The following is a 22,557-nucleotide window of genomic DNA, read 5'->3' as shown; positions in this document are numbered from 1 at the left end:
CGATGCGGGTTTGGGTTGTCATTCTGTTGGCGCTACTACTGGCGGGTTGTTTGAAAACAACGGACCAGATCGACTCTGACCGGCTGACACCGGATCGGGAGTCGAAGCTGTATGTAATTTGCTTCATATCCCCTCAGGATACGGTTCTGGCAGCCAGAGTGGCCTTGTCGAACCCTACAATAAGCACCGTGCCCGATCCGTCACTCCTTGTCAAAACGGCTAATGTTATGATCAGCGATGGACAAAACCGCATCTCATTACCGTATGACAATTCACTAGCTTATTATCGGGTAAAACCATCAAAAGAGTTTTCAATAAAGGCGGGTCAAACCTATCAGCTAACGGTCCAGTTGGGTGAAGACCGCCGGGTAACGGCACAGGCCACCGTACCGCAGGCAATGGCTATTCAGCAGGTCCAGATGGACTCAACTATCAGCGTAAGTGCCGCAGGTCAATCCATTCGGTATCAAACAACAATAACTTGGAATACACCGGGTGGCGTTAACTATTATCGGGGCTACGGGGAGATCAGCCAAACGGTTTTTGACCAGCGGGGGGCTATGCTTGATACCTATGTTAGCCAGCCCTCTTTTTTTGTCGATCGCGAAAACAGTCCCGGCCCTTCGCTACGATCGCTTACGGGAACACATACGCTCGTGGTGCCGGTAGGTGCCCGCGTTCAAACGACACGCACACGAGTGGGGCTTTTCACGACGGATTTGAATTATTATCGGTATCACGAGACGCTGCGGGAGCAGATCAACACGCCCTTAAATTCGTTTGCTGAATCAACCATTCTGTTCTCGAATATCGATGGTGGTTTCGGCGTTTTTGCCGCTTATAATGCTTCTTACATCAGCCTGCAACAAAAATAAGGAGCAAGTAGTACCTGCCCCTTATTTGATCCACCGAGTTTTCAATCTAGGGTAATAAGACCTGGTTAATTACATGCACAATACCGTTTCGGGTGATGATGTCTCCGGCCATTACGGTTGAGGGTGTGGCATTACCTTTTCCTTTTACCGTAATCGTAGGACCAACCCCTACCAGAAGAGCTTGCCCTTGCAGCGTATTAACTTCGCCATTACGCAGGGTAGACGAAAGTTCACGCCCAGCTACTACGTGATACGTCAGGATACGTGTCAGAACGGAGGGGTCTGCCGCCCGTATGGATTCGATTGTCGGGAACCCTGCCGCCTGGAAAGCGGCATTTGTAGGAGCAAAAACCGTCAAGGCGCCTGCTGTTGCAATCGTTTGTACCAGATTGGCCCGCTGCAGAGCGGCAACCAAATAGGTTAGGTTTGGATTGGCTACGGCAACCTCAGCCAGATTGCCGGTAGGCGGCATTAATACTTTATTGATAACATGAATGACCCCATTTGTTGCCTGCACATTGGCTTGCTCAACGATGACGCCATTTACCGATACAACCTGCCGTTTGGCAACCAGCACTTCATCCCCCTGAAGCGTTTTATGACCCGTAACGGTATTGGATAGAAACTGGGTTGGGAAACGGTTGCCAAGAACGTGGTAGAGTAGAATTTGGCGCAGCACATCGACATTGGCATTATTGATTGCATCGGCATTGGCGAAACCTGCTGCCTGAAAAGCGGCATTGGTTGGCGCGAAAACAGTTAAGTTACCCGTTGCCAGGGCGTTGGCAAGGCCAGCCCTTATAACTGCAGTCCTTAACAGGGAGAAAGCCGGATTGGCTACAACAATATCAGTAATTGACGTGGTCACATTTCCGCCATCGGGTAATAAGACCTGGTCGATCACGTGAACCGCTCCGTTGAGAGTATTTATATCTGCCTTAACAATAGAAGCTGGCGAACTATTACCCAGCCCTTTCACAGTTGCCATGGTTGGCGTTTTGGTTGTTGCCAGTGTGTTGCTCTGTAAGCTAGTCAGGCTTCCTTCACTAAGTTGAGAAGAAAAAAAGCGTCCGCTCACTACGTGATACCGGAGGATACGGCCTAACACATTTGGATCTACCGCTCTGATGGCGTCAATTGTTGGAAAGCCAGCCGCTATAAAGGCCGCGTTCGTTGGCGCAAAAACAGTAAGCCGACCCGTTGCCAGTGCCTGTAGGATGTTAATTTCGCCCTGACTGGCCCGTTGTACGGCGGCTACCAGATAGGTAAGGTCAGGGTTTGAAACGGCAACCTCAACTGTATTGCCAGCGGGCGGGAGGAGAACTTTATCAATTATATGGATGACTCCGTTGTTCGTTTCCAGATCAGCTTGTGAGACCGGAATTCCGTTTACGGATAAGCCCCCTAACCGGGTTGCAAATACCTCCTGTCCCTGCAAGGTTCGGTAACCTGTCAGGTTCTCTGAAATTCTGTCCTCGAAGAAACGCTCGGTACCAATAACGTGGTAAAGCAGGATGTTGCGAAGTGCATTGACATCCGCGTTATTGATCGCATTTTCATCTGTAAAGCCAGCTGCCTGAAAAGCGGCATTGGTCGGCGCAAATACGGTTAAGTTGCCCGTGCCCAGCGCATCGGCCAGTCCAGCTTTTACCACCGCAGTTTTTAGGAATGAAAAGTTAGGAGAGCCGACAACGACTTCGGTGATCGTTTGATTGAGTCGGATTCGGGCGCCGGATTTCTGACTCGACTCCTGCGGCACAACCGCCCGCTCGCAGGCCATACTGGTGAGCAGGATGAGGAAAAATATCCCGATACCCTGGTAGAGCTGAATGGTACGTTTCATAAAAATCAGTTGACAGTTTTAGTTGAAGAAGTAGACGTTGCTTTGCTCGTTTCATGGAGAAGCGTTTCAACTGATAGTGTCGGAGATAACGGATATCTCACAAAAAATTTTTATAAAATTTATATAAGCCCGTAAATGGCCATTTTCAGGCCAGGATTTGGTATCACGTGAGGCTAAAAACACACAGCCGCCCTGATGTATCAAGGCGGCTGTATACAAATAAGACATCGTTCTCTTATTCCTTCATCATCCCTATGAACTGGTCGAAGAGGTAATGCGAGTCGTGCGGGCCGGGCGACGATTCGGGGTGGTACTGCACTGAAAAGGCAGGCTTGTCTTTCCGGCGGATACCTTCAATCGTGTTGTCGTTGAGGTTAATATGCGTCAGCTCTACATTAGCGTGATCCATTACTTCCTCCGCCCGGACGGCAAAGCCATGATTCTGCGAGGTAATTTCGCAATGACCCGTAATTAGGTTCTTAACCGGGTGATTCAATCCCCGGTGACCATTATGCATTTTATAGGTGGAAATGCCGCTGGCCAGCGATAAAATCTGGTGCCCCAGGCAAATACCGAATAAAGGCTTATCCGTATCCAATGCCTGCTTTACCGTTTCTACTGCATAGGGCATAGCCGCCGGATCGCCGGGACCATTGGCAATGAAGTAGCCATTTGGATTCCAGGCCGCTAATTCAGCGTGGGACGTCCGAGCCGGAAATACTTTACAGAAGACACCGCGCTCGTTGAAGTTGCTCAGAATGCTTCGTTTTACGCCCAAATCGAGCACCGCAACGCGTAAATCAGCCTCTGGGTTGCCTTGCTCATAAGCTTCTTTAGTACACACTTCCGACGAAAGCTCCAGGCCATCCATGTCAGGTACTTTATTCAGCTCGGCAAGGAGAACCGCGGGGTCCAGAATCTCCGACGAGATAATGCAGTTCATCACGCCTTTCGACCGAATGTAACGCACCAGCTGGCGGGTATCGACACCGTGGATACCAACAATATTTGCCCGTTCGAAATAATCCTGCAGCGAACCATCGGCGGTGTAGCGCGAGTGAATGTTCGAGAAGAAATTACAGACCATTCCTCGGATCTTCACGCTACCCGACTCCTGTTCGGCATTGTTCAACACGCCGTAGTTACCAATGTGCGAGGTGGTATTGATAATCACCTGACCATAATAGGAGGGATCGGTGTAAATTTCCTGGTAACCGGTCATGCCGGTGTTGAAGCATATTTCACCTCCGGCTGTACCAATTTTACCGAGTGCCAGACCTCGATAGACGGTTCCGTCTTGCAAAACCAACAGGGCTTCAGGTTGCTGTGTATGTTTCATTATTCGGTTTGACTTGATAGGCTAAAAAAAAGGGCTAACCGTTGCCGGCTAACCCATTTTCTATATGATTTGTGCGTATATCACTCAGTTCTTTTGCTTTTTAATCTAACGACCTTAAGCCTCTTTGGGTTCATCTGACGAATCAGATGGAGTGATATTTTCATCTTGTGCAGGTACTTCTTCAGCAGTTGCTTCGACAACCGGAGCGGCTTCAGCTTCAACAACCTCGGCTTCAGCAACAGGAGCTTCAACAACTTCAGCAGCGGCAACCGGTGCAGCGGCATCCGTAGCTTTAGCACCTGATCCGCGACGGCTACGACGAGTCGTCTTGGTGGTAGCAGCCGTTTTCTCAGCAGCAGCAGCAAGCAGTAACTCGTTGAAATCAACCAGCTCGATGAGGCAGGTTTCTGCATTATCACCTAACCGGTTGCCCAGTTTGATGATACGGGTGTAACCACCTGGGCGGCTGGCGATTTTGTCCGCTACCGTTCCAAATAATTCTTTCATCGTTTCCTTGTCGTTCAAGGAACGGAATACAACACGACGATTCGCGTATGTATCATCTTTGGCCCGCGTCAGGATTGGCTCCACAAATTTACGAAGCTCCTTGGCTTTCGCCAGCGTGGTTTCAATACGCTTGTGCAGGATGAGCGACGACGCCATGTTCTGCAACATCGCTTCGCGGTGCGAATGTGTCCGACTTAGGTGATTATCTTTTTTACCGTGTCTCATTGTCTGGTGAAGGGAGCAAGGGAGGAGGGAGAAGGGAGAAGGTTTATATCACCCTTTCTCCATTATCCAATCTCCTTTCTCCTTTAATTTTAGTCTTCGTCTAGTCTGTACTTAGCGACGTCCATACCGAACGTCAGGTTCTTTTCAGCAACAAGTTGCTCCAGCTCCGTTAATGACTTCTTACCGAAGTTACGGAACTTCATCATGTCGGAAATTTCTAACCGAACAAGATCACCCAGGGTGCGAACGTCGGCCGATTTGAGGCAGTTGTAAGCCCGTACAGACAGATCAAGATCAGCCAGCGACGTCTTAAGAAGTTTCCGCATGTGCAGCACTTCTTCATCAACTACGTTTTCTTCTTCCGGTTTCGCCGTTTCAAACGTCATCGTTTGATCTGAGAACAGCATAAAGTGCTGAATCAGAATATAAGCTGCTCCTTTAAGTGCTTCTTCGGGGTGAATCGATCCATCCGTTTCAATGTCCAGCAGCAACCGCTCATAGTCGGTTTTCTGCTCAACACGTGTGTTTTCAACACTATATTTCACGTTTTTAATAGGCGTGTAAATAGCATCGATGGGGATGTGTCCGAAAGGTAACTCATTCGCCCGTGGCTCGTCGGCAGGAACATAGCCCCGACCTTTTTCCACGAAAATTTCCATTTCCAGATCCCGCGTATCGTCGATGTGGCAGATTTCCAATTCTGGATTCAGCACTTCGAACGAGGGTGAGAACTTGGATATATCACCGGCCTTCAGAACCGATTGTTTCTTGATGTTAACGGTGATCTTGTTGTCGACCATGTCATTGATCTTCTTGAAACGAACCATTTTCAGGTTCAGAATGATCTCTGTCACATCTTCAACGACGCCCTCAATTGATGAAAACTCGTGCAACACACCCGGGAATTTTACGCTTGTAATAGCGTATCCTTCCAGCGATGACAGCAAAATACGCCGAAGCGCATTACCTATTGTTACACCGTATCCTTTTTCAAGGGGTTTGAATTCAAACACCCCGTGAAAGTCGTCAGCTTTCTCCACTACGACTTTGTCGGGCATTTGGAACGCTAGAATTGACATACGTTTCGTATTTTAAAGCAGTTCTCTGCCTTGGCGTGAAGACTGAAATAGTGTTTACGGGTTTCAGGTCTTCGGTTGAAAGTGGGGGTAAATGACCAGCCCCACAAGAACCAATCACCCCTAAACCGTAAACTATAGAAAGGTGGCAGACACCCGGTAAGGTATCTGCCAACCCAATAAATTACTTCGAATATAATTCGACGATTGCCTGCTCGTTGAAGTTCTCAGGAATCTGGTCACGCTCTGGGTAGCTAATAAACTTACCCACTAACTCCTGACCATCCCACTCAACCCAGTTGTAACGCTTGGCGTTACGGGCCGACAGGCTTGAAGCAACAGCTTCCAGTGATTTCGATTTTTCACGAACGCCGATCAGCTGACCTGGCTTCAGTGAATACGAAGGAATGTTCACCACCTCGCCATCAACAATAATGTGTTTGTGAGCAACCAACTGACGGGCAGCCCGACGCGAAGATGCGATACCCAACCGGTAAACCGTGTTATCCAGACGGGCTTCACACAATTTGAGGAGGTTTTCACCGGTAATTCCTTCCCGAACCTGTGCCCGGTGGAACAGAGCCCGGAACTGACGCTCCAGGATACCGTATGTATATTTTACTTTCTGCTTTTCCAGCAACTGGAGTGCATATTCGGACTGTTTCCGTTTGCGACCCCGACCGTGCATACCCGGTCCATAATTCTTTTTCTGAAGCGCTTTGCTCGGTCCCAGGATGGGCTCACCGAACTTGCGCGAAATCTTGGCTTTAGGCCCTGTGTAACGTGCCATTCTTTAATGAATGAATAATTGTGAAACATTGGACAGACACAACCAAATGTCGCCTGTCCCTATTCAGCCATCCGTGTTATACGCGACGACGTTTTGGCGGCCGGCATCCATTGTGCGGCAGCGGGGTAATATCACGAATCGTGGTTACTTCGATCCCTGAGTTCTGAATGGTACGGATAGCCGATTCACGACCTGATCCCGGACCTTTCACAAATACTTCTGCTTTGCGCATTCCCAGATCGTGGGCAACGGCAGCACAGTTTGAAGCGGCTGTTTGAGCAGCGTACGGGGTGTTTTTCTTGGAGCCACGAAAGCCCATTTTACCGGCCGATGCCCAGGAAATAACCTGGCCGTTCATGTTGGTGATCGAAATGATGATGTTGTTGAACGTAGCCCGGATGTGTACCTGACCAACGGGTTCAACAATTACCACCCGCTTTTTCGCTTTGTCTTTGCGTTTTGCTTGAGCCATTGTTTGTAGGTAATCGTCAATGTGTCACCGGTGTCATTACTTGCCAGTTAGTCAGATAAACTAACCAGCCACAAATGGTCCGTATGACGATGAGCGACCGATTTATTATTTCGTTACTTTCTTCTTGTTAGCAACAGTCTTCCGCTTACCTTTCCGGGTACGGGAGTTGTTTTTAGTATGCTGACCACGAACCGGCAGACCTTTACGGTGCCGCAGACCCCGGTAGCAACCGATGTCCATTAACCGTTTGATGCTCAACTGCACTTCTGAGCGCAGCTGACCTTCAACTTTGTATTCGTTCGAGATGGCGTTACGAACGGCACTCGCTTCTTCATCAGACCATTCGCTGGCTTTCTTATCAACGCTGATACCAGCATCGGTCAGAATTTTTTTCGCCCGACTACGGCCGATACCGAAAATGTATGTCAGCGCAATCTCGCCACGCTTTTTGTCTGGAATATCAACACCTGCAATACGTGCCATGCTTAGCCTTGTCTTTGTTTATAACGGGGATTCTTTTTGTTGATCACGTACAGTTTTCCTTTCCGACGGATCACGACGCAGTCTTCACTACGTTTCTTGATTGACGCTTTAACTTTCATTTGTTTGGAGTTAAACGTAAAGAGGGTGAACTGAAGAGTAATTAAGTTTAAGAATGACTATCCTTAACGCTTCAGTTTACATTCTTCACTACTTGTATCGGTACACAATTCGCGCCTTGCTCAAATCGTAAGGCGACATTTCCAACTTTACGCGATCACCCGGCAAAATTTTGATGTAATTCATCCGCATTTTGCCGGAGATGTGAGCAATTACTTCATGCTTGTTTGCGAGTTCGACCCGAAACATTGCATTGGATAATGCTTCTAAAATCACACCGTCCTGTTCTATAGAATTCTGCTTTGCCATGTGTGCTTTAAGCCGCTATCAGTTCCTGAGTATCAACCATCAGGCTTGTGTTTGCGGTAACTGCTTCTATGTATTCAAAAGTTGTCAGAATTTCAGCTTTCCCTTTCCGCACGGCAACCGTGTGTTCAAAGTGGGCCGAGGGCTTCCGGTCAACTGTCCGAATCGTCCAGCCGTCACGCTCCTGAACAACACCTTTCTTTCCGAAATTGATCATCGGCTCGATCGCCAGAATCATCCCTTCGCGGAGTTTTGGGCCTTGTCCTCGCTTTCCGTAATTCGGTACTTCAGGGGCTTCATGCAAGTCCTGACCAACGCCATGACCTACTAACTCCCGAACAACTGAATACCCGAACTTTTCAGCGTAGGTTTGAACGGCATACCCGATATCTCCAATCCGATTCCCTTCTACAGCTTTTTCAATACCGAGATAAAGGGACTCTTTTGTGCGGGCCAATAGCCGCCGAACAGCAGGAGTGACGTCGCCAACAGGATATGTGTAGGCACTATCGCTGTGAAAACCGTTCAATTTTACTCCGCAGTCGATGGAGATAATGTCGCCATCACGAAGTTCATATTTACTGGGAAATCCGTGTACGACAACATCATTAATTGAAATACAAAGAGAAGCCGGAAACTTGTTATAACCCAAGAATGACGGAGAGCCTCCATTATCCTTAATAAACGTTTCTGCTACCTTATCAAGTTCCTTGGTGGCTATGCCTGGCCGAATAAGCTTGGCTACTTCAGCGTGCGCTTTTCCAAGTACCTGGGCACTGATCTTTATCAAAGCGATTTCTTCATCACTTCGGTAAAAAATCATTTTATCCTTTTTATCGGAACTACTCATCTCAATTAAGCGGCTACTGTCTCGCTATTCGCACGTCCCTGTACCCGGCCTGACTTCATCAAACCTTCGTAGCGACGCATTAATAGATAGCTTTCTACTTGTTGTAAGGTGTCGAGAACAACACCAACCATGATCAACAGGGAAGTACCACCAAAGAACTGGGCAAAACCACTGGTCATACCTAACAGGTTAGCAATGGCAGGCAGAATAGCCACAATTGCGAGCATAACAGCTCCTGGCAGGGTGATGCGGTCTAACACGGTTCCAATGTACTCCGATGTCTGAAATCCCGGCTTAACGCCTGGGATAAATCCGCCACTACGCTTCATGTCATCAGCAATCTGAACAGGGTTAACCGAGATAGCTGTATAGAAAAACGTAAAGATGATGATCAACAGGGAGAACAACAGGTTATACTGCCAAGTCGTATAGCTTTGAAATGCATTTTGCACGCTGGCGGCAAAATCACTTTTTTCAGCAAACAAACCGGCTACGTAGGTTGGGATAAACATCAGCGCCTGAGCAAAAATGATCGGCATAACACCGGCTGCATTCAGCTTAAGCGGCAAATACTGGCGTTGTCCGCCAACCACTTTATTTCCGATTACCTGCTTCGCGTACTGGATGGGGATGCGTCGAACGGCTTGTGTTAACACAACCGCGCCCATGATTACGAAAAACAGACCAACTAATTCAAGTACGAAAATCAAGCTACCACCCGTACCGCGTGACAATGCTTCGCCGTAAATGGCACCTGGCAGCCGTGAAACGATACCGATCATGATAATCATCGAGATACCATTACCAATACCTTTGTCCGTAATCCGTTCGCCCAGCCACATACAGAATATGGTGCCAGCCGTCAGAATAAACAACGAAGAAATGGTGAACAGTCCCTGATCAATCAGTAACGCTTCTTTCGGAATCGTTGTGCGCACATAGGTAATCGCCTGTACGGCCGTTACACCGATCGTAAGCACCCGAGTAATCTGATTCAACCGCTTCCGGCCTGATTCGCCTTCCTTCTGCATTTTCTGGAAGTAGGGCAGAGCCAGCGTTAACAGCTGTATGGCAATCGATGCCGAGATATACGGCATAATTCCCAATGCAAAGATTGACGCTTTACTAAATGCGCCACCCAGGAAGGTGTCCAGCAAACCAAGTAATCCCTGAGGATTAAGATTCAGTTTGTTCGGATCGACGCCAGGCAGTACAATGGCAGAACCAAGACGAAACGCTGTTATGAATAACAACGTGTTCAGGATTCGACCCCGCAACTCGTCAATTGCAAAAATATTCTTAAACGTGGTGATGAGTCGATTCATAAAAGTATGTCGGCGTTACGGTGCTCACTATTAGTTAGCTGCTTCCTCTTTTACATGTTTGGCAGGCACAACGGCCTTACCACCTGCTTTCTCGATGGCTTCTTTAGCACTGCTCGAAAAAGCGTGGGCGTGAATTTCAACAGCTGCGGTCAATTCACCCCGGCTCAATACTTTAACAAGATCTTTCTTGCTTACCAGACCATGCTGGAGCAGGAAGTTCATGTCAACAACAGTAGCCTTGGTTTCGTCAACCAATGCCTGGATTGAGTCCAGATTAAGAGGTTTGTACTCGACGCGGTTAATATTCTTGAAGCCGAATTTTGGAACGCGACGCTGAAGTGGCATCTGACCACCTTCAAAGTGCGTTTTACGACTGTAACCTGAGCGTGACTGCGCTCCTTTGTGACCACGCGTAGACGTTCCGCCCATGCCTGATCCCTGTCCGCGTCCGACTCGCTTGCGCTCTCTGACGGAACCTTTTGCCGGTCTAAGGTTGCTTAAATTCATGTGATTGGGTCGACTTAAAAACTAAGACAGACGAAAAAACTTGTGTTAAACCACAACTTTTTTGACGAGCTTATTCTTTAAATCAATATTTAGTGTTAAAAAGATGATTCTTTTGGCTCTTCGATACCATCAAAACGGGGTTCTGACAGCCTGAAAACCAAAAGAATCGCAAAGATACTTAAATTTCTTCAACCTTCACCAGGTGCTGCACCTTATTGATTGCACCTTTCAGAGCGTCGTTATATTCTAACTCTACGCTGCGGTTGATTTTGCCCAAGCCAAGTGACTTGATGGCATTTTTTTGGTTTAGCGGTCGTTTAATGGTGCTGCTGACCTGCGTAATGCGTACTCGTGCCATGTCTGTTGCTCCTTTATATTAACCGTTAAATACTTTTGCCAGGCTGATCTGACGCTGGAAAGCCACCTGATGCGGTAACCGCATTTTCAACAGGGCTGCAAGCGTAGCTTTTACCACGTTGTGCGGGTTCGACGAACCTTTCGATTTTGCCAGGATGTCGTGGATACCAGCCGATTCAAGAACGGCCCGCATAGCACCACCAGCGATTACTCCTGTACCAGGAGCAGCTGGCTTCAGCAGGACAAAGCCGCCACTGAATTTACCTTCCATTTCGTGGGGTACCGTACGCTTCAGAAGGGGGATCTGAACCAGATTCTTCTTCGCGTCTTCTACTCCTTTGGCAATCGCGTCAGTTACTTCATTGGCCTTACCCAATCCGTAACCAACGACACCGTTACCGTCGCCAACGACGACAATTGCCGAGAAGCTGAACCGGCGACCACCTTTTACCACCTTCGCTACGCGGTTGATGGCCACAACCTTTTCTTTCAGGTCGGCTTCGTTAAATTTTGTCGGTCTTGCTGCGTTCGTGTTCATTGTTTAGAACTTAAGGCCTCCCTCGCGGGCTGCATCGGCCAATGCTTTTACTTTACCGTGATATAAGTAGCCATTGCGGTCGAATACAGCGCTGCTGATATTCTTTGCAATTGCTTTCTCGGCCAACCGCTGGCCAACTTTCTTCGCCGTGTCGACGGTATTTCCTTCAGCTTCGCTTTTCAGCTCGACCGATGAAGCTGCTGCCAGGGTATGGCCGGTCAGATCGTCGATGAGTTGTGCGTAGATCGCTTTGTTAGAGCGGAAAACTGATAAACGGGGACGCTCGGCTGTGCCTGAAACTTTCGCCCGGATACCAAACTTGATCCGCTGTCTTCTTTCTTGTTTATTCGTTGCCATGTTATTTGATTCCGACCAAATAGGCGAATTTAGATTTTGGATTTATGATTTCGGGTTTATGATTACTGTTTACCAGAAGATCATAAATCCGAAATCCCAAATCATAAATTATTTCTTCGACGAAGACTTACCAGCTTTACGGCGAACTTGCTCACCGATAAACCGGATACCTTTGCCTTTGTAAGGCTCAACTTTACGGAGCGAACGGATCTTAGCCGCTACATCGCCCAGAAGCTGCTTATCTGAACCTTCCAGATATACTTTTGGGTTCTGACCTTTTTCCGTTACAGCTGTTACCTTGATCTCGGTTGGAACGGCCAGATACACATTGTGTGAATAGCCAAGCTGCAATTCGAGAACGTTATTGGCAACAGATGCTTTATAACCAACCCCGATAACTTCGAGATCCAGTTTGAAGCCTTCGCTTACGCCTGTTACCATGTTGTTGACCAGCGACCGGTACAAACCATGCATTGCTTTATGACGCTTCTGCTCGGTGGGCCGTGATACTTGGATATGACCGTCTTCAATGGCTACCGAAATGTCCGGGTCAACCGATTGGGTCAAGGTGCCTTTAGGCCCTTTTACTGTAACGACGTTTTGGTCGTCAACAGACAACGTTACGTTGCTGGGGAGGGCGATGGGTTTCTTACCTATGCGTGACATCGTTCAGTTCGGATTAATATACGTAACACAATACTTCTCCACCGACGTTCAGCGTCTTCGCTTCCTTATCTGTCATCACTCCTTTCGAAGTGGAGATGATAGCGACACCTAAGCCATTGAGGATACGCGGCAGGTTATCGGCTCCCCGATACTGACGCAGACCTGGACGGCTGATGCGTTGTAGATCAACGATAGCATTCTGCTTCGTCGTAGGATTGTACTTCAGCGCAATCTTGATTGAGCCTTGTGGGGTGCTGTCGTCGAACTTATAGTTCTGGATGTACCCTTTTTCGTACAATACCTTGGTAATCTCTTTCTTTATGTTTGAAGCAGGGATCTCCACAACCCGGTGCTTTGCCCGGATGGCGTTTCTAACACGGGTCAGAAAGTCTGCTATTGGATCTGTATTCATTCTTGGCGTTGCGTTACTTGCAAACCTCTCGTTTTGAGAAAGTTCGCAAAATTACGGAAACTGAATTACAAATAGAAATGGAATCTGGAATTACCAGCTTGCTTTAGTTACACCTGGAATCTTACCGGCTGATGCCATTTCCCGGAATGTTACCCGCGAAATACCAAACTTGCGCATGTAGCCCCGGGGACGACCCGTTAGTTTACAACGGTTGTGCAGACGTACTGGCGATGCATTTTTAGGCAGTTTGTCCAGGCCGATGTAATCACCGGCGGCTTTCAAAGCGGCCCGCTTGGTAGCATACTTAGCTACCAGTGCTTCGCGTTTCCGTTCCCGTGCTTTTATTGATTCTTTTGCCATTATCTTACCCTTTAGAACGGTTGTTATTTACCACTTTTAGCAAACGGCATACCCATCGCTTTCAGCAACTCGTAACTCTCATTGTCGGTATTGGCAGTGGTCACAAACGTGATGTCCATTCCCGAAATGCGGGCTACTTTGTCAATGCTGATCTCAGGGAAGATAATCTGCTCCTGCACACCGAAGGTGTAGTTGCCACGGCCATCAAACCCTTTGTCGCTAATGCCTTTGAAGTCACGAACACGGGGCAGCGACACTGTCGTTAGCCGGTCCAAAAATTCATACATCTTCACACCACGCAGCGTAACTTTCGCACCGATGGGCATTTTCTCCCGCAGTTTGAAGTTCGAGACAGCTTTTTTCGACAGTGTCGGAACAGCTTTCTGACCCGTGATGGTCGTTAATTCTTCGACGCCTACGTCTACCAATTTTTTATCGGCGACCGCAGCTCCAATACCTTTGTTGATCACAATTTTGCTCAAGCGGGGCACTTGCATGACCGACTTGTATTGAAATTTGTCTTTCAACTGTGGTACGATTTCGCTTAAATATTTCTCTTTCAGTCTTGGCGTTGCCATTCTCTTAGACCTTTATTATTTACGACCCGCGCCGGCGGACCGGTCGGGGATAAAGTTGCCTGTCTTCTTCGAGTAGCGTTGCAGCTTACCCTTCTCGTTCAACTTACGACCCGTGCGGGTAGGTTCGCCAGTGGCAGGATCAACCAGCTTCAGATTGCTGATGTGGATCGACCCTTCCGTTTTTACCAGACTCCCCTGCGGATTAGAAGCCGTTGGCTTCATGTGCTTGGTGATCATAGCGACGCCCTCAACACGAGCACGATCTTTTTCTACGATTACTTCTGTCACTACACCGCGCTGACCTTTCGAGTTACCACCAATCACGACGACAGTATCGCCCGATTTGATGTGGAATTTGTGTTTCGGTAGCGTTATTTTCTTCTCCATTGCTTACAATACCTCCGGGGCTAACGATACGATTTTCATAAACTGCTTCTCACGCAATTCACGGGCTACCGGCCCAAAAATCCGGGTGCCGCGAGGCTCGTCGTTGTTGTTGAGCAATACGGCGGCATTGTCTTCAAAACGGATATACGATCCATCTTTCCGACGCACTTCCTTCTTGGTCCGAACAACTACGGCTTTAGAAACCGTACCTTTCTTCATATTGCTGGACGACAGGGCTTGCTTCACTGTCACGACAATCTTGTCACCGACTGATGCATACCGCTTGCCTGTACCGCCCAGGACGCGGATAACCAGCACTTCTTTGGCGCCACTGTTATCGGCTACTCCTAATCTTGATTCTTGCTGTACCATGGCTTACTTCGCTTTTTCGATGATTTCGACTAAACGCCAACGCTTATTCTTACTCAATGGGCGGGTTTCCATAACACGTACTGTGTCACCAATACCACACTCATTTTTCTCGTCATGAACAGTCAGTTTTTTCGTCTTGTTCATGAACTTGCCATACATCGGGTGTTTCACCTTGCGGTCAATTGCTACGGTGATCGTTTTCTGCATTTTATTGCTGGTCACCCGCCCGATACGCTCTTTCCGAGCGTTGCGCTCCGAAGCCTCTACAGTTGCGCTCGTTGCTGGAGCGGTTGTGGTAGGCTGTTCTGTTGCTGCTGCCACCGGGGTTGTTTCCGCCTGTGGTGCTGGTGCTTGTTGCTCTTCCATTGTCGTGTCTTATTAGGCTTGCCGCGATTTAACCGTCAGTTCCGTGTTCAGGCGAGCAATCCGCTTCCGGCTCTCGCGGATACGCATTGGGTTCTCGATAGGAGAGACCGCATGAGCGAACCTAAGTTTCAACAGTCGGTCCTGTTCTGCACCAATCTCCGTGCGCAAGTCGTCGGCCGACAATCCTTTTAAATCTTCTTTTTTCATTTTGTTCGTCGCTTAGGGGTACTAGTCTTCGACTTGCTCCTGATAATCACGCCGGACAACAAACTTGGTCCGAACTGGTAATTTCTGAGCGGCCAGGCGCAGGGCTTCCATTCCCGTTGCCAGATCTACGCCCGTCGTTTCGAACATAATCGTGCCGGGCTTCACTACGGCTACCCAATACTCGGGTGCTCCTTTACCTTTACCCATCCGTACTTCGGCTGGCTTCTTGGTAATGGGTTTGTCGGGGAAAATACGAATCCAAACCTGGCCTTCGCGTTTCATGGCCCGCGTTACTGAAATACGAGCGGCTTCAATCTGGCGGGCGGTAATCCGACCGGGTTCCAGCGACTTGATGCCGAATGTACCGAAGGCAATCTCATGACCGCGTGATGCGATACCTGGAATCCTGCCTTTATGTTGCTTACGGAATTTAGTTCTTTTTGGCTGTAACATAGCTCTAAAAGTTAGCGTCGATAGTGGTTAGTTGGTAATCATCTAGTTGGTGAACTGATAATTGCTGACTGACAACTGACGACAGAATTTATCGTCTTGGTCCACCACCACGGTTGCCACCCTGACCACCACCGCCACCACGGTTGCTGCCTGCACCGGCACCGCCACCGCGGTTACCACCTGCTCCAGCGCCACCACCACGGTTGCCGCCACGGTCACCTCCGCGATCGCCACCACGACCACGGCCACCACGATCGTTACCATCACGGTCACCACGAGGGCCACGACGATCGCCACGATCATTTGCCGAAGCGGAACGCTCACCGGCTTGCGCCTGGCTCATCATTGCTGCCGGAGACAAATCACGCTTGCCATACACTTCGCCTTTAAAAATCCACACCTTGATGCCGATTTTACCGTAAACGGTCTGGGCTTCCGAGATAGCATAGTCGATATCAGCACGCAACGTGTGCAGCGGAACACGACCTTCTTTATATTGTTCCGAACGGGCAATTTCTGCACCGCCCAAACGACCTGATACTTTTACCTTGATACCCTGAGCACCTACCCGAATCGCTGACTGGATCGCTTGCTTCATGGCACGACGGAACGAAATACGAGCCTGTAACTGCTGGGCAATAGCTTCGCCAACCAGTTTAGCATCGATTTCAGGGCGTTTGATTTCGAAGATATTGATCTGGACATCTTTGCCCGTGATCTTTTTCAGCTCTTCTTTGATCTTATCGACTTCACCACCGCCTTTACCGATGACGATACCCGGACGAGCCGTGTGGATAGTCAGGGTAACACGCTTCAGTGTACGCTCGATAACGACCCGCGCAATGGCGCCTTTAGGAATACGAGCTGCTACGTATTTACGGATCTTCTCGTCTTCAACGAGTTTATCTGCAAATTCTTTGCCGCCGTACCAGCTTGATTCCCAGCCCCGAACAATACCAAGTCGCAGGCCAATTGGATTTATTTTTTGTCCCATTTCTGTCTATTGTTCGTTTTCAGGGGTAGAAACTTCAGCCTGAGTCAAGACCGTATCGGCTGCGCTGTCGACCACAATAGTGATGTGGTTTGACCGCTTGCGAATCCGGTGACCACGACCTTGTGGAGCTGGACGAAGACGCTTCAGCATCGGACCGCCATCAACAAAAATCGTTTTCACGTAGAGATCCGCGTCTTCGATCCGCGCATCTTCGTTTTTTTGCTGCCAGTTGGCAACGGCCGACAAAAGCACTTTCTGCAAGGTGTCGGCACCAGCCTGTGGCTGATATTTTAAGAGACCCAACGCCCGGCTAACGCGCTGACCACGGATGAGGTCGGCGATTAACCGCATCTTGCGGGGCGACGTGGGCACATCTTTAAGTTTTGCTACTGCTTCCATTTTTTTAGTGGCTTGTAGTTAGTGGTTAGTGGTTTTTTGATGGTTTTGAAACCAACGGCTAACCACCAGCATCTAACCACTTAGTTTATCGTTTGCCCTTGTCTTTCTTTGCGGTGTGTCCCCGGAAGTTACGCGTTGGCGAGAATTCGCCGAGCTTGTGTCCTACCATGTTCTCCGTTACATAAACCGGGATGAACTTGTTGCCGTTGTGAACAGCGAAGGTATGGCCTACGAAATCCGGCGAAATCATCGAACGACGCGACCAGGTTTTGATGACCGATTTCTTGCCCGAATCATTCTGAGCCTGAACTTTATTGTCCAGACGGAAATCAATATATGGGCCTTTTTTGAGTGAACGTGCCATTGTTATCTGTTACTTTTTGCGTCGGCTAATAATCATGCTTTCAGATGCCTTGTTCTTGTTACGGGTCTTCTGACCTTTCGCGAACTGGCCATTACGTGAGCGTGGGTGACCACCCGATGCCCGACCTTCACCACCACCCATTGGGTGATCGACTGGGTTCATAACCACCGCACGAACGCGGGGACGACGGCCCAACCAACGGTTACGACCTGCTTTACCGATGACCACGTTCATATGGTCGGGGTTCGATACTGAACCTACCGTAGCCATCCCGGCACTTAATACACGGCGGGTTTCGCCAGAAGGCAGACGCAGGATAGCGTACTTGTCTTCACGACCAACCAACTGTGCATACGTACCAGCTGAACGAGCCATTGAGCCACCTTTACCAGGTGTTAGTTCGATGTTGTGAACGATGGTACCGATTGGCATCAGAGCCAGTGGCAATGCGTTACCAACATCCGGGGTAGAGCCTTCGCCCGACTGGATGGTCTGGCCTACGGTGATACCCTGTGGTGCGATGATGTAGCGTTTTTCGCCGTCAGCATACTGCACCAAAGAGATGCGCGCTGAGCGGTTTGGATCGTATTCTACAGTCAAAACTTCGGCAGGCTGGCCGACTTTATCGCGCTTGAAGTCAATAATACGGTAGTGCCGCTTATGACCTCCACCAATGTAGCGCATAGTGCGGTGACCTTCGTTATTACGGCCACCGGTTCTCTTGATGGGCTCCAGCAGACTTTTTTCTGGCTTGGAGGCTGTTATTTCCGCAAAGTCGGGTGCCACGCGAAAACGTGTACTCGGCGTTATTGGTCTTAGTTTTTTAACTCCCATGACTGATTAATTGGTAGAGCAGTGCTCGGTTTACAGGTCAGCGTAGATATCAATTACTTCGCCTTCAGCAACCGTAACAATTGCTTTCTTAGTGGTTGGGGTCTTGCCCGATACAACACGTCCGTTGATGTTCTTGCTGCGTTTCTTTCCGTAAACCCGGAACGTGTTGACAGCTTCAACGTTAACGCCATACATTTTCTCGATGGCTTTGCCGATCTCGAGTTTGTTGGCTTTTAGTTCAACCTCAAAAGCATACTTCCCCTGCTTGTTAAGGCCCGTCATTTTTTCAGTGACGATTGGTCGTTTTAGTACGCTCATGGTTTATTTGTCGAACAACGTTTGGATGGTTGACAGCGCTTCTTCGCTAATGAGCAGTTGGTCGGCGTTCATCAGATCGTAGGTGTTTACCTGCGAAGCTGTCGTAACTTTCGCCTTCTGTACGTTCCGGCTCGACAACACAACATTCGTGTTTACGTCGGGCAGGATCAGCAGCGTTTTTTTACCTGTTACATTCAGATCGGTCAGGAACTGGATGTAATCTTTCGTGCGGGGAGCTTCTAGTGCGATGCTGTCAATAACTGAAATTTTCTCAGCTTTTGCTTTCACGGCATAGGCCGACTGGCGAGCCAGCGCTTTCACTTTCTTATTCAGTTTGAAGCTATAATCGCGGGGGCGAGGTCCAAAAATGGTACCACCACCAACGAATACAGGCGACTTAGCGCTACCGGCACGGGCACCGCCTGTACCTTTCTGCTTCTTCAGTTTGCGGGTTGAGTGTGCATTTTCTGCCCGCTCTTTCGCTTTGTGCGTTCCCTGACGCTGATTGGCCAGGTATTGTTTCACGTCGAGGTAAATCGCGTGTTGGTTCGGCTCAATACCGAAAACCTCTTCCGGAAGCGTGACCTTTTTGCCTGTGTCCTCGCCTTTGCTGTTATATACGATTACTTCCATGACCTACTTCTCGATAATAACGTATGAATTTTTGGCTCCTGGAACTGAACCGCTAACAACGAGCAGATTTTGCTCAGGCAGAACACGCAAAACGCGCAGGTTTTGAACCTTCACACGGTTGCCGCCCATCCGGCCGGCCATCCGAAGACCTTTGAACACACGCGAGGGGAATGAACACGCGCCGATCGAACCTGGGTGACGACCCCGGTTATGCTGACCGTGCGTTTGACCGCCAACCCCAGCGAATCCATGACGTTTCACAACGCCCTGGAAACCACGACCTTTTGCTGTTCCAACTACGTCAACGAAGTCAGTCTCTGCAAATACGTCGGCAACCGTCAGTGTTGCACCTAAAGCAAGTTCCTGCTCAAATTCTTTGAATTCGACCAGTTTCCGCTTAGGTGTGGTGCCCGCTTTCTTAAAGTGGCCCAACTCCGGCTTGTTGCTGTGCTTTTCTTTTTTGTCGCCATAACCCAGCTGCACAGCTGTGTAGCCATCTTTCTCGACGCTACGAACTTGCGTTACGACACAGGGACCCGTCTCAATCACTGTACATGCCAGAGCCTGCCCGTCCGCATTGTACACGCTGGTCATCCCGATTTTCTTGCCAATTAAACCAGACATTTGTGTTTGTTTAAAGTAAGCAGGTAAAAAATAGGTACTCATTTTCCGCTTCGGACCTTCCGAATCGGGCCGCAAAGGTAGACAAATAATCGGACGAATCCTATATGTGCCTAACAATCAGGCCCCGAAACGACATAAAAAAAGGTCGGGCGCACAGCACCTGACCTCAGTGGGCAGACAAAACGATGCAGGGCAGCGTTTGTTCGCCGAAATAAGTCAGATGTGGTTTCCTTTCGGACCTTCACCCTCGTATGTCGTTACACTCGATGTTCCGAGTTTGGGAGTGCAAAAGTATGAAATAGTTAGGAGAAATAGAAAATTTATTTTAAAGAAGTTTTTCGAAGCCATTCCATCCAGTCTTTGGCGACTTCGTCTCCAGTGTATTCTTTATCAATGACCGTAGCGGATGAGTCGCGTTTGAGCTTAAAAAACTGATGGTCATGATTGTAATGGGGCTTTATCAAATATACCTTTTGTGTAGCGATGACTAAATTAACTTGAGAAGGACTGTCACGTCGCTACGCGACTTGAAGGACGGCTTAGGTAAGGTTTGGGCTACAAACATTGTGTCACTAACGCGACTAAGTAAGGGCATAAGTAGATAATTAAGTTGGGTCAACAGTTAAGATTACAGTCGCGTTAGCAACATAATGTTTGTAGTCTATCATCGTTCGATTATGTTCTCAAGTCGCGTAGCGACGAAACTCTGTAGCATTGGGCCAGGGTTGATGTTGTTGCAAATCGTTTGTTGTTAACTTGAACAAGTTGATATTACTCTTCCGCATAAACCCATATTTGAAACCTCAGTGATATCTCTTTACAGTAGGTTTGCGCCCTTTTCTTGTTTATTGACTTATCGCAAACGCCTGAATCCTGTTTCTTTCATGTCTCAATCTGTAACTCGCCGTCAAACATTAGCGGCTCTGACTGCCTCTGTGGGCGCTTCTCTTTCGACCAATTCGCTGCAAGCTATGCCGGCGCCAACTGCTCAGTCTCCATTCACGATTTGCCTGAACATGAGTACCATCCGGGGGCATAAGTTGGGTTTTGTCAAGGAACTCGAAGCAGCCTCGAAAGCCGGATTTCGGTCGGTGGAAATATGGATTGAAACGTTGCAGACCTATCTGAAAAATGGCGGCACAACGGCTGAAGCTCGTAAAGTGCTGGCTGATAACGGAATAAAAGTTGAAAATGCCATTGGCTTTGCTCCCTGGATCGTTGACGACGAAGCCGCCCGTGCTAAAGGTCTTGCTCAACTAAAGAGTGAGATGGAGATGCTGGCTGAAGTGGGTTGTAAGCGCGTAGCGACTCCGCCCATTGGTGCCCAGTCGCCGGGGAGTCCGAAAGTCGATCTGTATAAAGCGGCTGAACGGTATCGGGCCATTCTCGAGATTGGTGATAAAACCGGTGTAGTGCCGCAACTGGAACTGTGGGGTTTTTCGCCCAACCTGAGCCGGCTAAGCGAGGTAATGTTTGTCGCCATCGAAAGCGGGCATCCATCAGCGCGGGTATTGCTGGATATTTATCACCTGTATAAGGGCGGTTCGGGGAACACGATGCTCCCGCTGGTCGGGAAATCGGCTGTCGAAGTGTTCCACGTAAACGACTACACGGCCAACTTCACCCGTGAGAAGATCGTCGATGCCGACCGGGTGTTTCCGGGTGATGGCGTGGCACCGATTCGCGACACATTGAAACTCATCAAACGCACCGACCAGCCTGTTGTGGTATCGCTGGAGGTATTTAATAAAGATTATTACGCACAGGATGCCCTGACCGTCACGAAAACGGCGATGGCGAAAATGAAGGCTATGGTGGCGGGGCTTTAGTACGCCCAGGCCATCAGGCCACCATCAGCCGAAATCGTTTGTCCCGTCACATAGCCGGATGCGGGCATGCACAGGAAAGACACAATTGACGCTATTTCTTCCGGTTCGCCAACGCGGTTCATGGGTGTTCGTTTCAGAATGCCTGCCAACTTCTCGGGGTTTGTGAGTACGGGTGTAGCCAGAGGGGTATTGATGTACCAGGGAGCCACCGCATTCACGCGGATACCGTCGGGTGCCCATTCGACAGCGAGGTTTCGGGTGAGTTGAAGCATGGCTGCTTTGGTCATGCCATACAACGAGCCACTACTGGTATGCGCCAATCCTGACACGGAGGAAATCATGACGACCTTTCCACCCACAGAAGACTCTTTCAGGAGTGGATAAGCGGCCTGGGTCAGTTCGTAGGCTGAGCGCAGGTTCGTGTTCAGAATATGATCATACTCCGCCGGGCTATAGTCGGCGGTGGGTTTGCGGATGTTCGTTCCCGCATTATTGACTAAAATGTCCAGACTTCCCCCTATTGCTTTTACCGCATCGATAACCTGAACGACCGCTCCCGGCTGACTTACATCGACGGCCATTCCATCAACTGTATGGCCCAGTTGGCGATAATTTGTTAGTTGTTGCTGGAGCAGCGTGTTATCGCGGGCGACGATGAAAACAGAAGCGCCGAGGTCCAGAAACTGCCGGACAATGGCTTCGCCGATTCCTTTGGTGCCGCCCGTGACGAGAGCGCGTTGGCCACTAAGCGACCAGAGTGATTGGTTCATGAGCTAAAGGTCATTAATTTTAGC

The 22,557-nt window shown here is 49.0% G+C and carries 34 protein-coding genes; 2 read left to right on the top strand and 32 right to left on the bottom strand.

The features are described 5' to 3' along the window. Positions 1–2 precede the first annotated feature (2 nt). A complete protein-coding gene (locus ACYVK4_RS04610; protein ID WP_461126302.1) occupies positions 3–875 on the top strand; it encodes a DUF4249 domain-containing protein in 873 nt (290 codons plus the stop codon). Between the two features lie 46 nt (positions 876–921). On the opposite strand, the gene ACYVK4_RS04605 is transcribed toward ACYVK4_RS04610, so the two are convergent. The 31 genes from ACYVK4_RS04605 to rplC form a co-directional block, all read right to left on the bottom strand. Next, positions 922–2,718, bottom strand: a complete 1,797-nt coding sequence (locus tag ACYVK4_RS04605) for a fasciclin domain-containing protein (protein WP_461126301.1) — start codon at positions 2,716–2,718, stop codon at positions 922–924. A gap of 235 nt (positions 2,719–2,953) precedes the next feature. Further along, entirely contained in the window at positions 2,954–4,057 is a 1,104-nt protein-coding gene (gene carA / locus ACYVK4_RS04600; RefSeq protein WP_461126300.1) for a glutamine-hydrolyzing carbamoyl-phosphate synthase small subunit, read from the bottom strand. A 114-nt stretch (positions 4,058–4,171) separates the two neighbouring features. After that, complete coding sequence (gene rplQ, locus ACYVK4_RS04595; RefSeq protein WP_461126299.1) at positions 4,172–4,789, bottom strand: 50S ribosomal protein L17; 618 nt, start codon at positions 4,787–4,789, stop codon at positions 4,172–4,174. Between the two features lie 89 nt (positions 4,790–4,878). Beyond that, the gene (locus ACYVK4_RS04590; RefSeq protein ID WP_046577854.1) at positions 4,879–5,868 is read right to left on the bottom strand and encodes a DNA-directed RNA polymerase subunit alpha; all 990 of its coding nucleotides are present in this window, start codon (positions 5,866–5,868) and stop codon (positions 4,879–4,881) included. A 181-nt stretch (positions 5,869–6,049) separates the two neighbouring features. Continuing rightward, positions 6,050–6,655, bottom strand: a complete 606-nt coding sequence (gene rpsD / locus ACYVK4_RS04585) for a 30S ribosomal protein S4 (RefSeq protein WP_461126298.1) — start codon at positions 6,653–6,655, stop codon at positions 6,050–6,052. 76 nt (positions 6,656–6,731) lie between these two features. After that, positions 6,732–7,127: a 30S ribosomal protein S11 gene (rpsK, locus tag ACYVK4_RS04580; RefSeq protein WP_012930219.1), complete on the bottom strand. Its 396-nt coding sequence runs from the start codon at positions 7,125–7,127 to the stop codon at positions 6,732–6,734. Between the two features lie 105 nt (positions 7,128–7,232). Next, entirely contained in the window at positions 7,233–7,610 is a 378-nt protein-coding gene (rpsM, locus tag ACYVK4_RS04575) for a 30S ribosomal protein S13 (RefSeq protein ID WP_012930220.1), read from the bottom strand. A 2-nt stretch (positions 7,611–7,612) separates the two neighbouring features. Next, positions 7,613–7,729 carry a 50S ribosomal protein L36 gene (gene rpmJ, locus ACYVK4_RS04570; RefSeq protein WP_046577847.1) on the bottom strand — a complete coding sequence of 39 codons (117 nt, stop codon included), beginning with the start codon at positions 7,727–7,729 and terminating at the stop codon, positions 7,613–7,615. Positions 7,730–7,817: 88 nt separating this feature from the next. Next, entirely contained in the window at positions 7,818–8,036 is a 219-nt protein-coding gene (infA, locus tag ACYVK4_RS04565) for a translation initiation factor IF-1 (RefSeq protein ID WP_009284801.1), read from the bottom strand. A gap of 7 nt (positions 8,037–8,043) precedes the next feature. After that, positions 8,044–8,856, bottom strand: coding sequence for a type I methionyl aminopeptidase (gene map / locus ACYVK4_RS04560; RefSeq protein ID WP_461126297.1), 813 nt, complete (start codon positions 8,854–8,856; stop codon positions 8,044–8,046). A gap of 32 nt (positions 8,857–8,888) precedes the next feature. Further along, positions 8,889–10,208 carry a preprotein translocase subunit SecY gene (secY, locus tag ACYVK4_RS04555; protein ID WP_461126296.1) on the bottom strand — a complete coding sequence of 440 codons (1,320 nt, stop codon included), beginning with the start codon at positions 10,206–10,208 and terminating at the stop codon, positions 8,889–8,891. A 30-nt stretch (positions 10,209–10,238) separates the two neighbouring features. Then, on the bottom strand, positions 10,239–10,715 hold the full coding sequence (gene rplO, locus ACYVK4_RS04550; RefSeq protein ID WP_461126295.1) for a 50S ribosomal protein L15: 477 nt from the start codon (positions 10,713–10,715) through the stop codon (positions 10,239–10,241). A 178-nt stretch (positions 10,716–10,893) separates the two neighbouring features. Then, the gene (rpmD, locus tag ACYVK4_RS04545) at positions 10,894–11,073 is read right to left on the bottom strand and encodes a 50S ribosomal protein L30 (protein ID WP_100989102.1); all 180 of its coding nucleotides are present in this window, start codon (positions 11,071–11,073) and stop codon (positions 10,894–10,896) included. Between the two features lie 18 nt (positions 11,074–11,091). Beyond that, positions 11,092–11,610: a 30S ribosomal protein S5 gene (gene rpsE / locus ACYVK4_RS04540; RefSeq protein WP_461126294.1), complete on the bottom strand. Its 519-nt coding sequence runs from the start codon at positions 11,608–11,610 to the stop codon at positions 11,092–11,094. A 3-nt stretch (positions 11,611–11,613) separates the two neighbouring features. Beyond that, positions 11,614–11,967, bottom strand: coding sequence for a 50S ribosomal protein L18 (gene rplR / locus ACYVK4_RS04535; RefSeq protein WP_461126293.1), 354 nt, complete (start codon positions 11,965–11,967; stop codon positions 11,614–11,616). Positions 11,968–12,075: 108 nt separating this feature from the next. Next, the gene (rplF, locus tag ACYVK4_RS04530; RefSeq protein WP_461126292.1) at positions 12,076–12,633 is read right to left on the bottom strand and encodes a 50S ribosomal protein L6; all 558 of its coding nucleotides are present in this window, start codon (positions 12,631–12,633) and stop codon (positions 12,076–12,078) included. A gap of 13 nt (positions 12,634–12,646) precedes the next feature. Next, entirely contained in the window at positions 12,647–13,045 is a 399-nt protein-coding gene (rpsH, locus tag ACYVK4_RS04525) for a 30S ribosomal protein S8 (protein WP_100989110.1), read from the bottom strand. Between the two features lie 90 nt (positions 13,046–13,135). Beyond that, positions 13,136–13,405 (bottom strand): 30S ribosomal protein S14, encoded by a 270-nt coding sequence (gene rpsN, locus ACYVK4_RS04520; RefSeq protein ID WP_106137346.1) that lies wholly within the window; start codon positions 13,403–13,405, stop codon positions 13,136–13,138. A 23-nt stretch (positions 13,406–13,428) separates the two neighbouring features. Beyond that, complete coding sequence (gene rplE, locus ACYVK4_RS04515) at positions 13,429–13,983, bottom strand: 50S ribosomal protein L5 (protein WP_461126291.1); 555 nt, start codon at positions 13,981–13,983, stop codon at positions 13,429–13,431. Positions 13,984–13,998: 15 nt separating this feature from the next. Beyond that, the gene (gene rplX, locus ACYVK4_RS04510) at positions 13,999–14,370 is read right to left on the bottom strand and encodes a 50S ribosomal protein L24 (protein WP_461126290.1); all 372 of its coding nucleotides are present in this window, start codon (positions 14,368–14,370) and stop codon (positions 13,999–14,001) included. 3 nt (positions 14,371–14,373) lie between these two features. Then, on the bottom strand, positions 14,374–14,742 hold the full coding sequence (gene rplN / locus ACYVK4_RS04505; RefSeq protein WP_012930232.1) for a 50S ribosomal protein L14: 369 nt from the start codon (positions 14,740–14,742) through the stop codon (positions 14,374–14,376). Positions 14,743–14,745: 3 nt separating this feature from the next. After that, positions 14,746–15,108 (bottom strand): 30S ribosomal protein S17, encoded by a 363-nt coding sequence (rpsQ, locus tag ACYVK4_RS04500; protein WP_461126289.1) that lies wholly within the window; start codon positions 15,106–15,108, stop codon positions 14,746–14,748. A gap of 12 nt (positions 15,109–15,120) precedes the next feature. Continuing rightward, positions 15,121–15,315: a 50S ribosomal protein L29 gene (rpmC, locus tag ACYVK4_RS04495; RefSeq protein ID WP_461126288.1), complete on the bottom strand. Its 195-nt coding sequence runs from the start codon at positions 15,313–15,315 to the stop codon at positions 15,121–15,123. Positions 15,316–15,336: 21 nt separating this feature from the next. Then, entirely contained in the window at positions 15,337–15,768 is a 432-nt protein-coding gene (gene rplP, locus ACYVK4_RS04490; protein WP_012930235.1) for a 50S ribosomal protein L16, read from the bottom strand. An 88-nt stretch (positions 15,769–15,856) separates the two neighbouring features. Next, entirely contained in the window at positions 15,857–16,762 is a 906-nt protein-coding gene (gene rpsC, locus ACYVK4_RS04485; RefSeq protein ID WP_461126287.1) for a 30S ribosomal protein S3, read from the bottom strand. A gap of 6 nt (positions 16,763–16,768) precedes the next feature. Continuing rightward, positions 16,769–17,161, bottom strand: coding sequence for a 50S ribosomal protein L22 (rplV, locus tag ACYVK4_RS04480; protein ID WP_461126286.1), 393 nt, complete (start codon positions 17,159–17,161; stop codon positions 16,769–16,771). A gap of 85 nt (positions 17,162–17,246) precedes the next feature. Beyond that, a complete protein-coding gene (rpsS, locus tag ACYVK4_RS04475; protein ID WP_012930238.1) occupies positions 17,247–17,525 on the bottom strand; it encodes a 30S ribosomal protein S19 in 279 nt (92 codons plus the stop codon). 9 nt (positions 17,526–17,534) lie between these two features. Beyond that, positions 17,535–18,359 carry a 50S ribosomal protein L2 gene (gene rplB, locus ACYVK4_RS04470; RefSeq protein WP_461126285.1) on the bottom strand — a complete coding sequence of 275 codons (825 nt, stop codon included), beginning with the start codon at positions 18,357–18,359 and terminating at the stop codon, positions 17,535–17,537. 30 nt (positions 18,360–18,389) lie between these two features. Further along, complete coding sequence (gene rplW, locus ACYVK4_RS04465) at positions 18,390–18,677, bottom strand: 50S ribosomal protein L23 (protein WP_012930240.1); 288 nt, start codon at positions 18,675–18,677, stop codon at positions 18,390–18,392. A gap of 3 nt (positions 18,678–18,680) precedes the next feature. Beyond that, positions 18,681–19,310 (bottom strand): 50S ribosomal protein L4, encoded by a 630-nt coding sequence (gene rplD / locus ACYVK4_RS04460; protein ID WP_461126284.1) that lies wholly within the window; start codon positions 19,308–19,310, stop codon positions 18,681–18,683. Positions 19,311–19,313: 3 nt separating this feature from the next. After that, positions 19,314–19,934, bottom strand: a complete 621-nt coding sequence (gene rplC, locus ACYVK4_RS04455; RefSeq protein WP_461126283.1) for a 50S ribosomal protein L3 — start codon at positions 19,932–19,934, stop codon at positions 19,314–19,316. A gap of 884 nt (positions 19,935–20,818) precedes the next feature. Between rplC and ACYVK4_RS04450 the strand changes: the two genes are divergently transcribed. Continuing rightward, on the top strand, positions 20,819–21,763 hold the full coding sequence (locus ACYVK4_RS04450; RefSeq protein WP_461126282.1) for a sugar phosphate isomerase/epimerase family protein: 945 nt from the start codon (positions 20,819–20,821) through the stop codon (positions 21,761–21,763). Here ACYVK4_RS04450 and ACYVK4_RS04445 read toward each other — a convergent pair. After that, a complete protein-coding gene (locus ACYVK4_RS04445) occupies positions 21,760–22,533 on the bottom strand; it encodes an SDR family oxidoreductase (protein ID WP_461126281.1) in 774 nt (257 codons plus the stop codon). The genes ACYVK4_RS04450 and ACYVK4_RS04445 overlap by 4 nt on opposite strands. Positions 22,534–22,557 lie beyond the last annotated feature (24 nt).

Source organism: Spirosoma aerophilum, assembly GCF_054782495.1.
Note: the sequence above shows the minus strand (reverse complement) of the source record. Positions and strands in the feature narration are given on the sequence as shown.

Bases quoted from the DNA above. Each gene is read 5' to 3' on its own strand.
- ACYVK4_RS04610 (WP_461126302.1), top strand. From the start codon at position 3: ATGCGGGTTTGGGTTGTCATTCTGTTGGCGCTACTACTGGCGGGTTGT.
- ACYVK4_RS04605 (WP_461126301.1), bottom strand. From the start codon at position 2,718: ATGAAACGTACCATTCAGCTCTACCAGGGTATCGGGATATTTTTCCTC.
- carA (WP_461126300.1), bottom strand. From the start codon at position 4,057: ATGAAACATACACAGCAACCTGAAGCCCTGTTGGTTTTGCAAGACGGA.
- rplQ (WP_461126299.1), bottom strand. From the start codon at position 4,789: ATGAGACACGGTAAAAAAGATAATCACCTAAGTCGGACACATTCGCAC.
- ACYVK4_RS04590 (WP_046577854.1), bottom strand. From the start codon at position 5,868: ATGTCAATTCTAGCGTTCCAAATGCCCGACAAAGTCGTAGTGGAGAAA.
- rpsD (WP_461126298.1), bottom strand. From the start codon at position 6,655: ATGGCACGTTACACAGGGCCTAAAGCCAAGATTTCGCGCAAGTTCGGT.
- rpsK (WP_012930219.1), bottom strand. From the start codon at position 7,127: ATGGCTCAAGCAAAACGCAAAGACAAAGCGAAAAAGCGGGTGGTAATT.
- rpsM (WP_012930220.1), bottom strand. From the start codon at position 7,610: ATGGCACGTATTGCAGGTGTTGATATTCCAGACAAAAAGCGTGGCGAG.
- rpmJ (WP_046577847.1), bottom strand. From the start codon at position 7,729: ATGAAAGTTAAAGCGTCAATCAAGAAACGTAGTGAAGACTGCGTCGTG.
- infA (WP_009284801.1), bottom strand. From the start codon at position 8,036: ATGGCAAAGCAGAATTCTATAGAACAGGACGGTGTGATTTTAGAAGCA.
- map (WP_461126297.1), bottom strand. From the start codon at position 8,856: ATGATTTTTTACCGAAGTGATGAAGAAATCGCTTTGATAAAGATCAGT.
- secY (WP_461126296.1), bottom strand. From the start codon at position 10,208: ATGAATCGACTCATCACCACGTTTAAGAATATTTTTGCAATTGACGAG.
- rplO (WP_461126295.1), bottom strand. From the start codon at position 10,715: ATGAATTTAAGCAACCTTAGACCGGCAAAAGGTTCCGTCAGAGAGCGC.
- rpmD (WP_100989102.1), bottom strand. From the start codon at position 11,073: ATGGCACGAGTACGCATTACGCAGGTCAGCAGCACCATTAAACGACCG.
- rpsE (WP_461126294.1), bottom strand. From the start codon at position 11,610: ATGAACACGAACGCAGCAAGACCGACAAAATTTAACGAAGCCGACCTG.
- rplR (WP_461126293.1), bottom strand. From the start codon at position 11,967: ATGGCAACGAATAAACAAGAAAGAAGACAGCGGATCAAGTTTGGTATC.
- rplF (WP_461126292.1), bottom strand. From the start codon at position 12,633: ATGTCACGCATAGGTAAGAAACCCATCGCCCTCCCCAGCAACGTAACG.
- rpsH (WP_100989110.1), bottom strand. From the start codon at position 13,045: ATGAATACAGATCCAATAGCAGACTTTCTGACCCGTGTTAGAAACGCC.
- rpsN (WP_106137346.1), bottom strand. From the start codon at position 13,405: ATGGCAAAAGAATCAATAAAAGCACGGGAACGGAAACGCGAAGCACTG.
- rplE (WP_461126291.1), bottom strand. From the start codon at position 13,983: ATGGCAACGCCAAGACTGAAAGAGAAATATTTAAGCGAAATCGTACCA.
- rplX (WP_461126290.1), bottom strand. From the start codon at position 14,370: ATGGAGAAGAAAATAACGCTACCGAAACACAAATTCCACATCAAATCG.
- rplN (WP_012930232.1), bottom strand. From the start codon at position 14,742: ATGGTACAGCAAGAATCAAGATTAGGAGTAGCCGATAACAGTGGCGCC.
- rpsQ (WP_461126289.1), bottom strand. From the start codon at position 15,108: ATGGAAGAGCAACAAGCACCAGCACCACAGGCGGAAACAACCCCGGTG.
- rpmC (WP_461126288.1), bottom strand. From the start codon at position 15,315: ATGAAAAAAGAAGATTTAAAAGGATTGTCGGCCGACGACTTGCGCACG.
- rplP (WP_012930235.1), bottom strand. From the start codon at position 15,768: ATGTTACAGCCAAAAAGAACTAAATTCCGTAAGCAACATAAAGGCAGG.
- rpsC (WP_461126287.1), bottom strand. From the start codon at position 16,762: ATGGGACAAAAAATAAATCCAATTGGCCTGCGACTTGGTATTGTTCGG.
- rplV (WP_461126286.1), bottom strand. From the start codon at position 17,161: ATGGAAGCAGTAGCAAAACTTAAAGATGTGCCCACGTCGCCCCGCAAG.
- rpsS (WP_012930238.1), bottom strand. From the start codon at position 17,525: ATGGCACGTTCACTCAAAAAAGGCCCATATATTGATTTCCGTCTGGAC.
- rplB (WP_461126285.1), bottom strand. From the start codon at position 18,359: ATGGGAGTTAAAAAACTAAGACCAATAACGCCGAGTACACGTTTTCGC.
- rplW (WP_012930240.1), bottom strand. From the start codon at position 18,677: ATGAGCGTACTAAAACGACCAATCGTCACTGAAAAAATGACGGGCCTT.
- rplD (WP_461126284.1), bottom strand. From the start codon at position 19,310: ATGGAAGTAATCGTATATAACAGCAAAGGCGAGGACACAGGCAAAAAG.
- rplC (WP_461126283.1), bottom strand. From the start codon at position 19,934: ATGTCTGGTTTAATTGGCAAGAAAATCGGGATGACCAGCGTGTACAAT.
- ACYVK4_RS04450 (WP_461126282.1), top strand. From the start codon at position 20,819: ATGTCTCAATCTGTAACTCGCCGTCAAACATTAGCGGCTCTGACTGCC.
- ACYVK4_RS04445 (WP_461126281.1), bottom strand. From the start codon at position 22,533: ATGAACCAATCACTCTGGTCGCTTAGTGGCCAACGCGCTCTCGTCACG.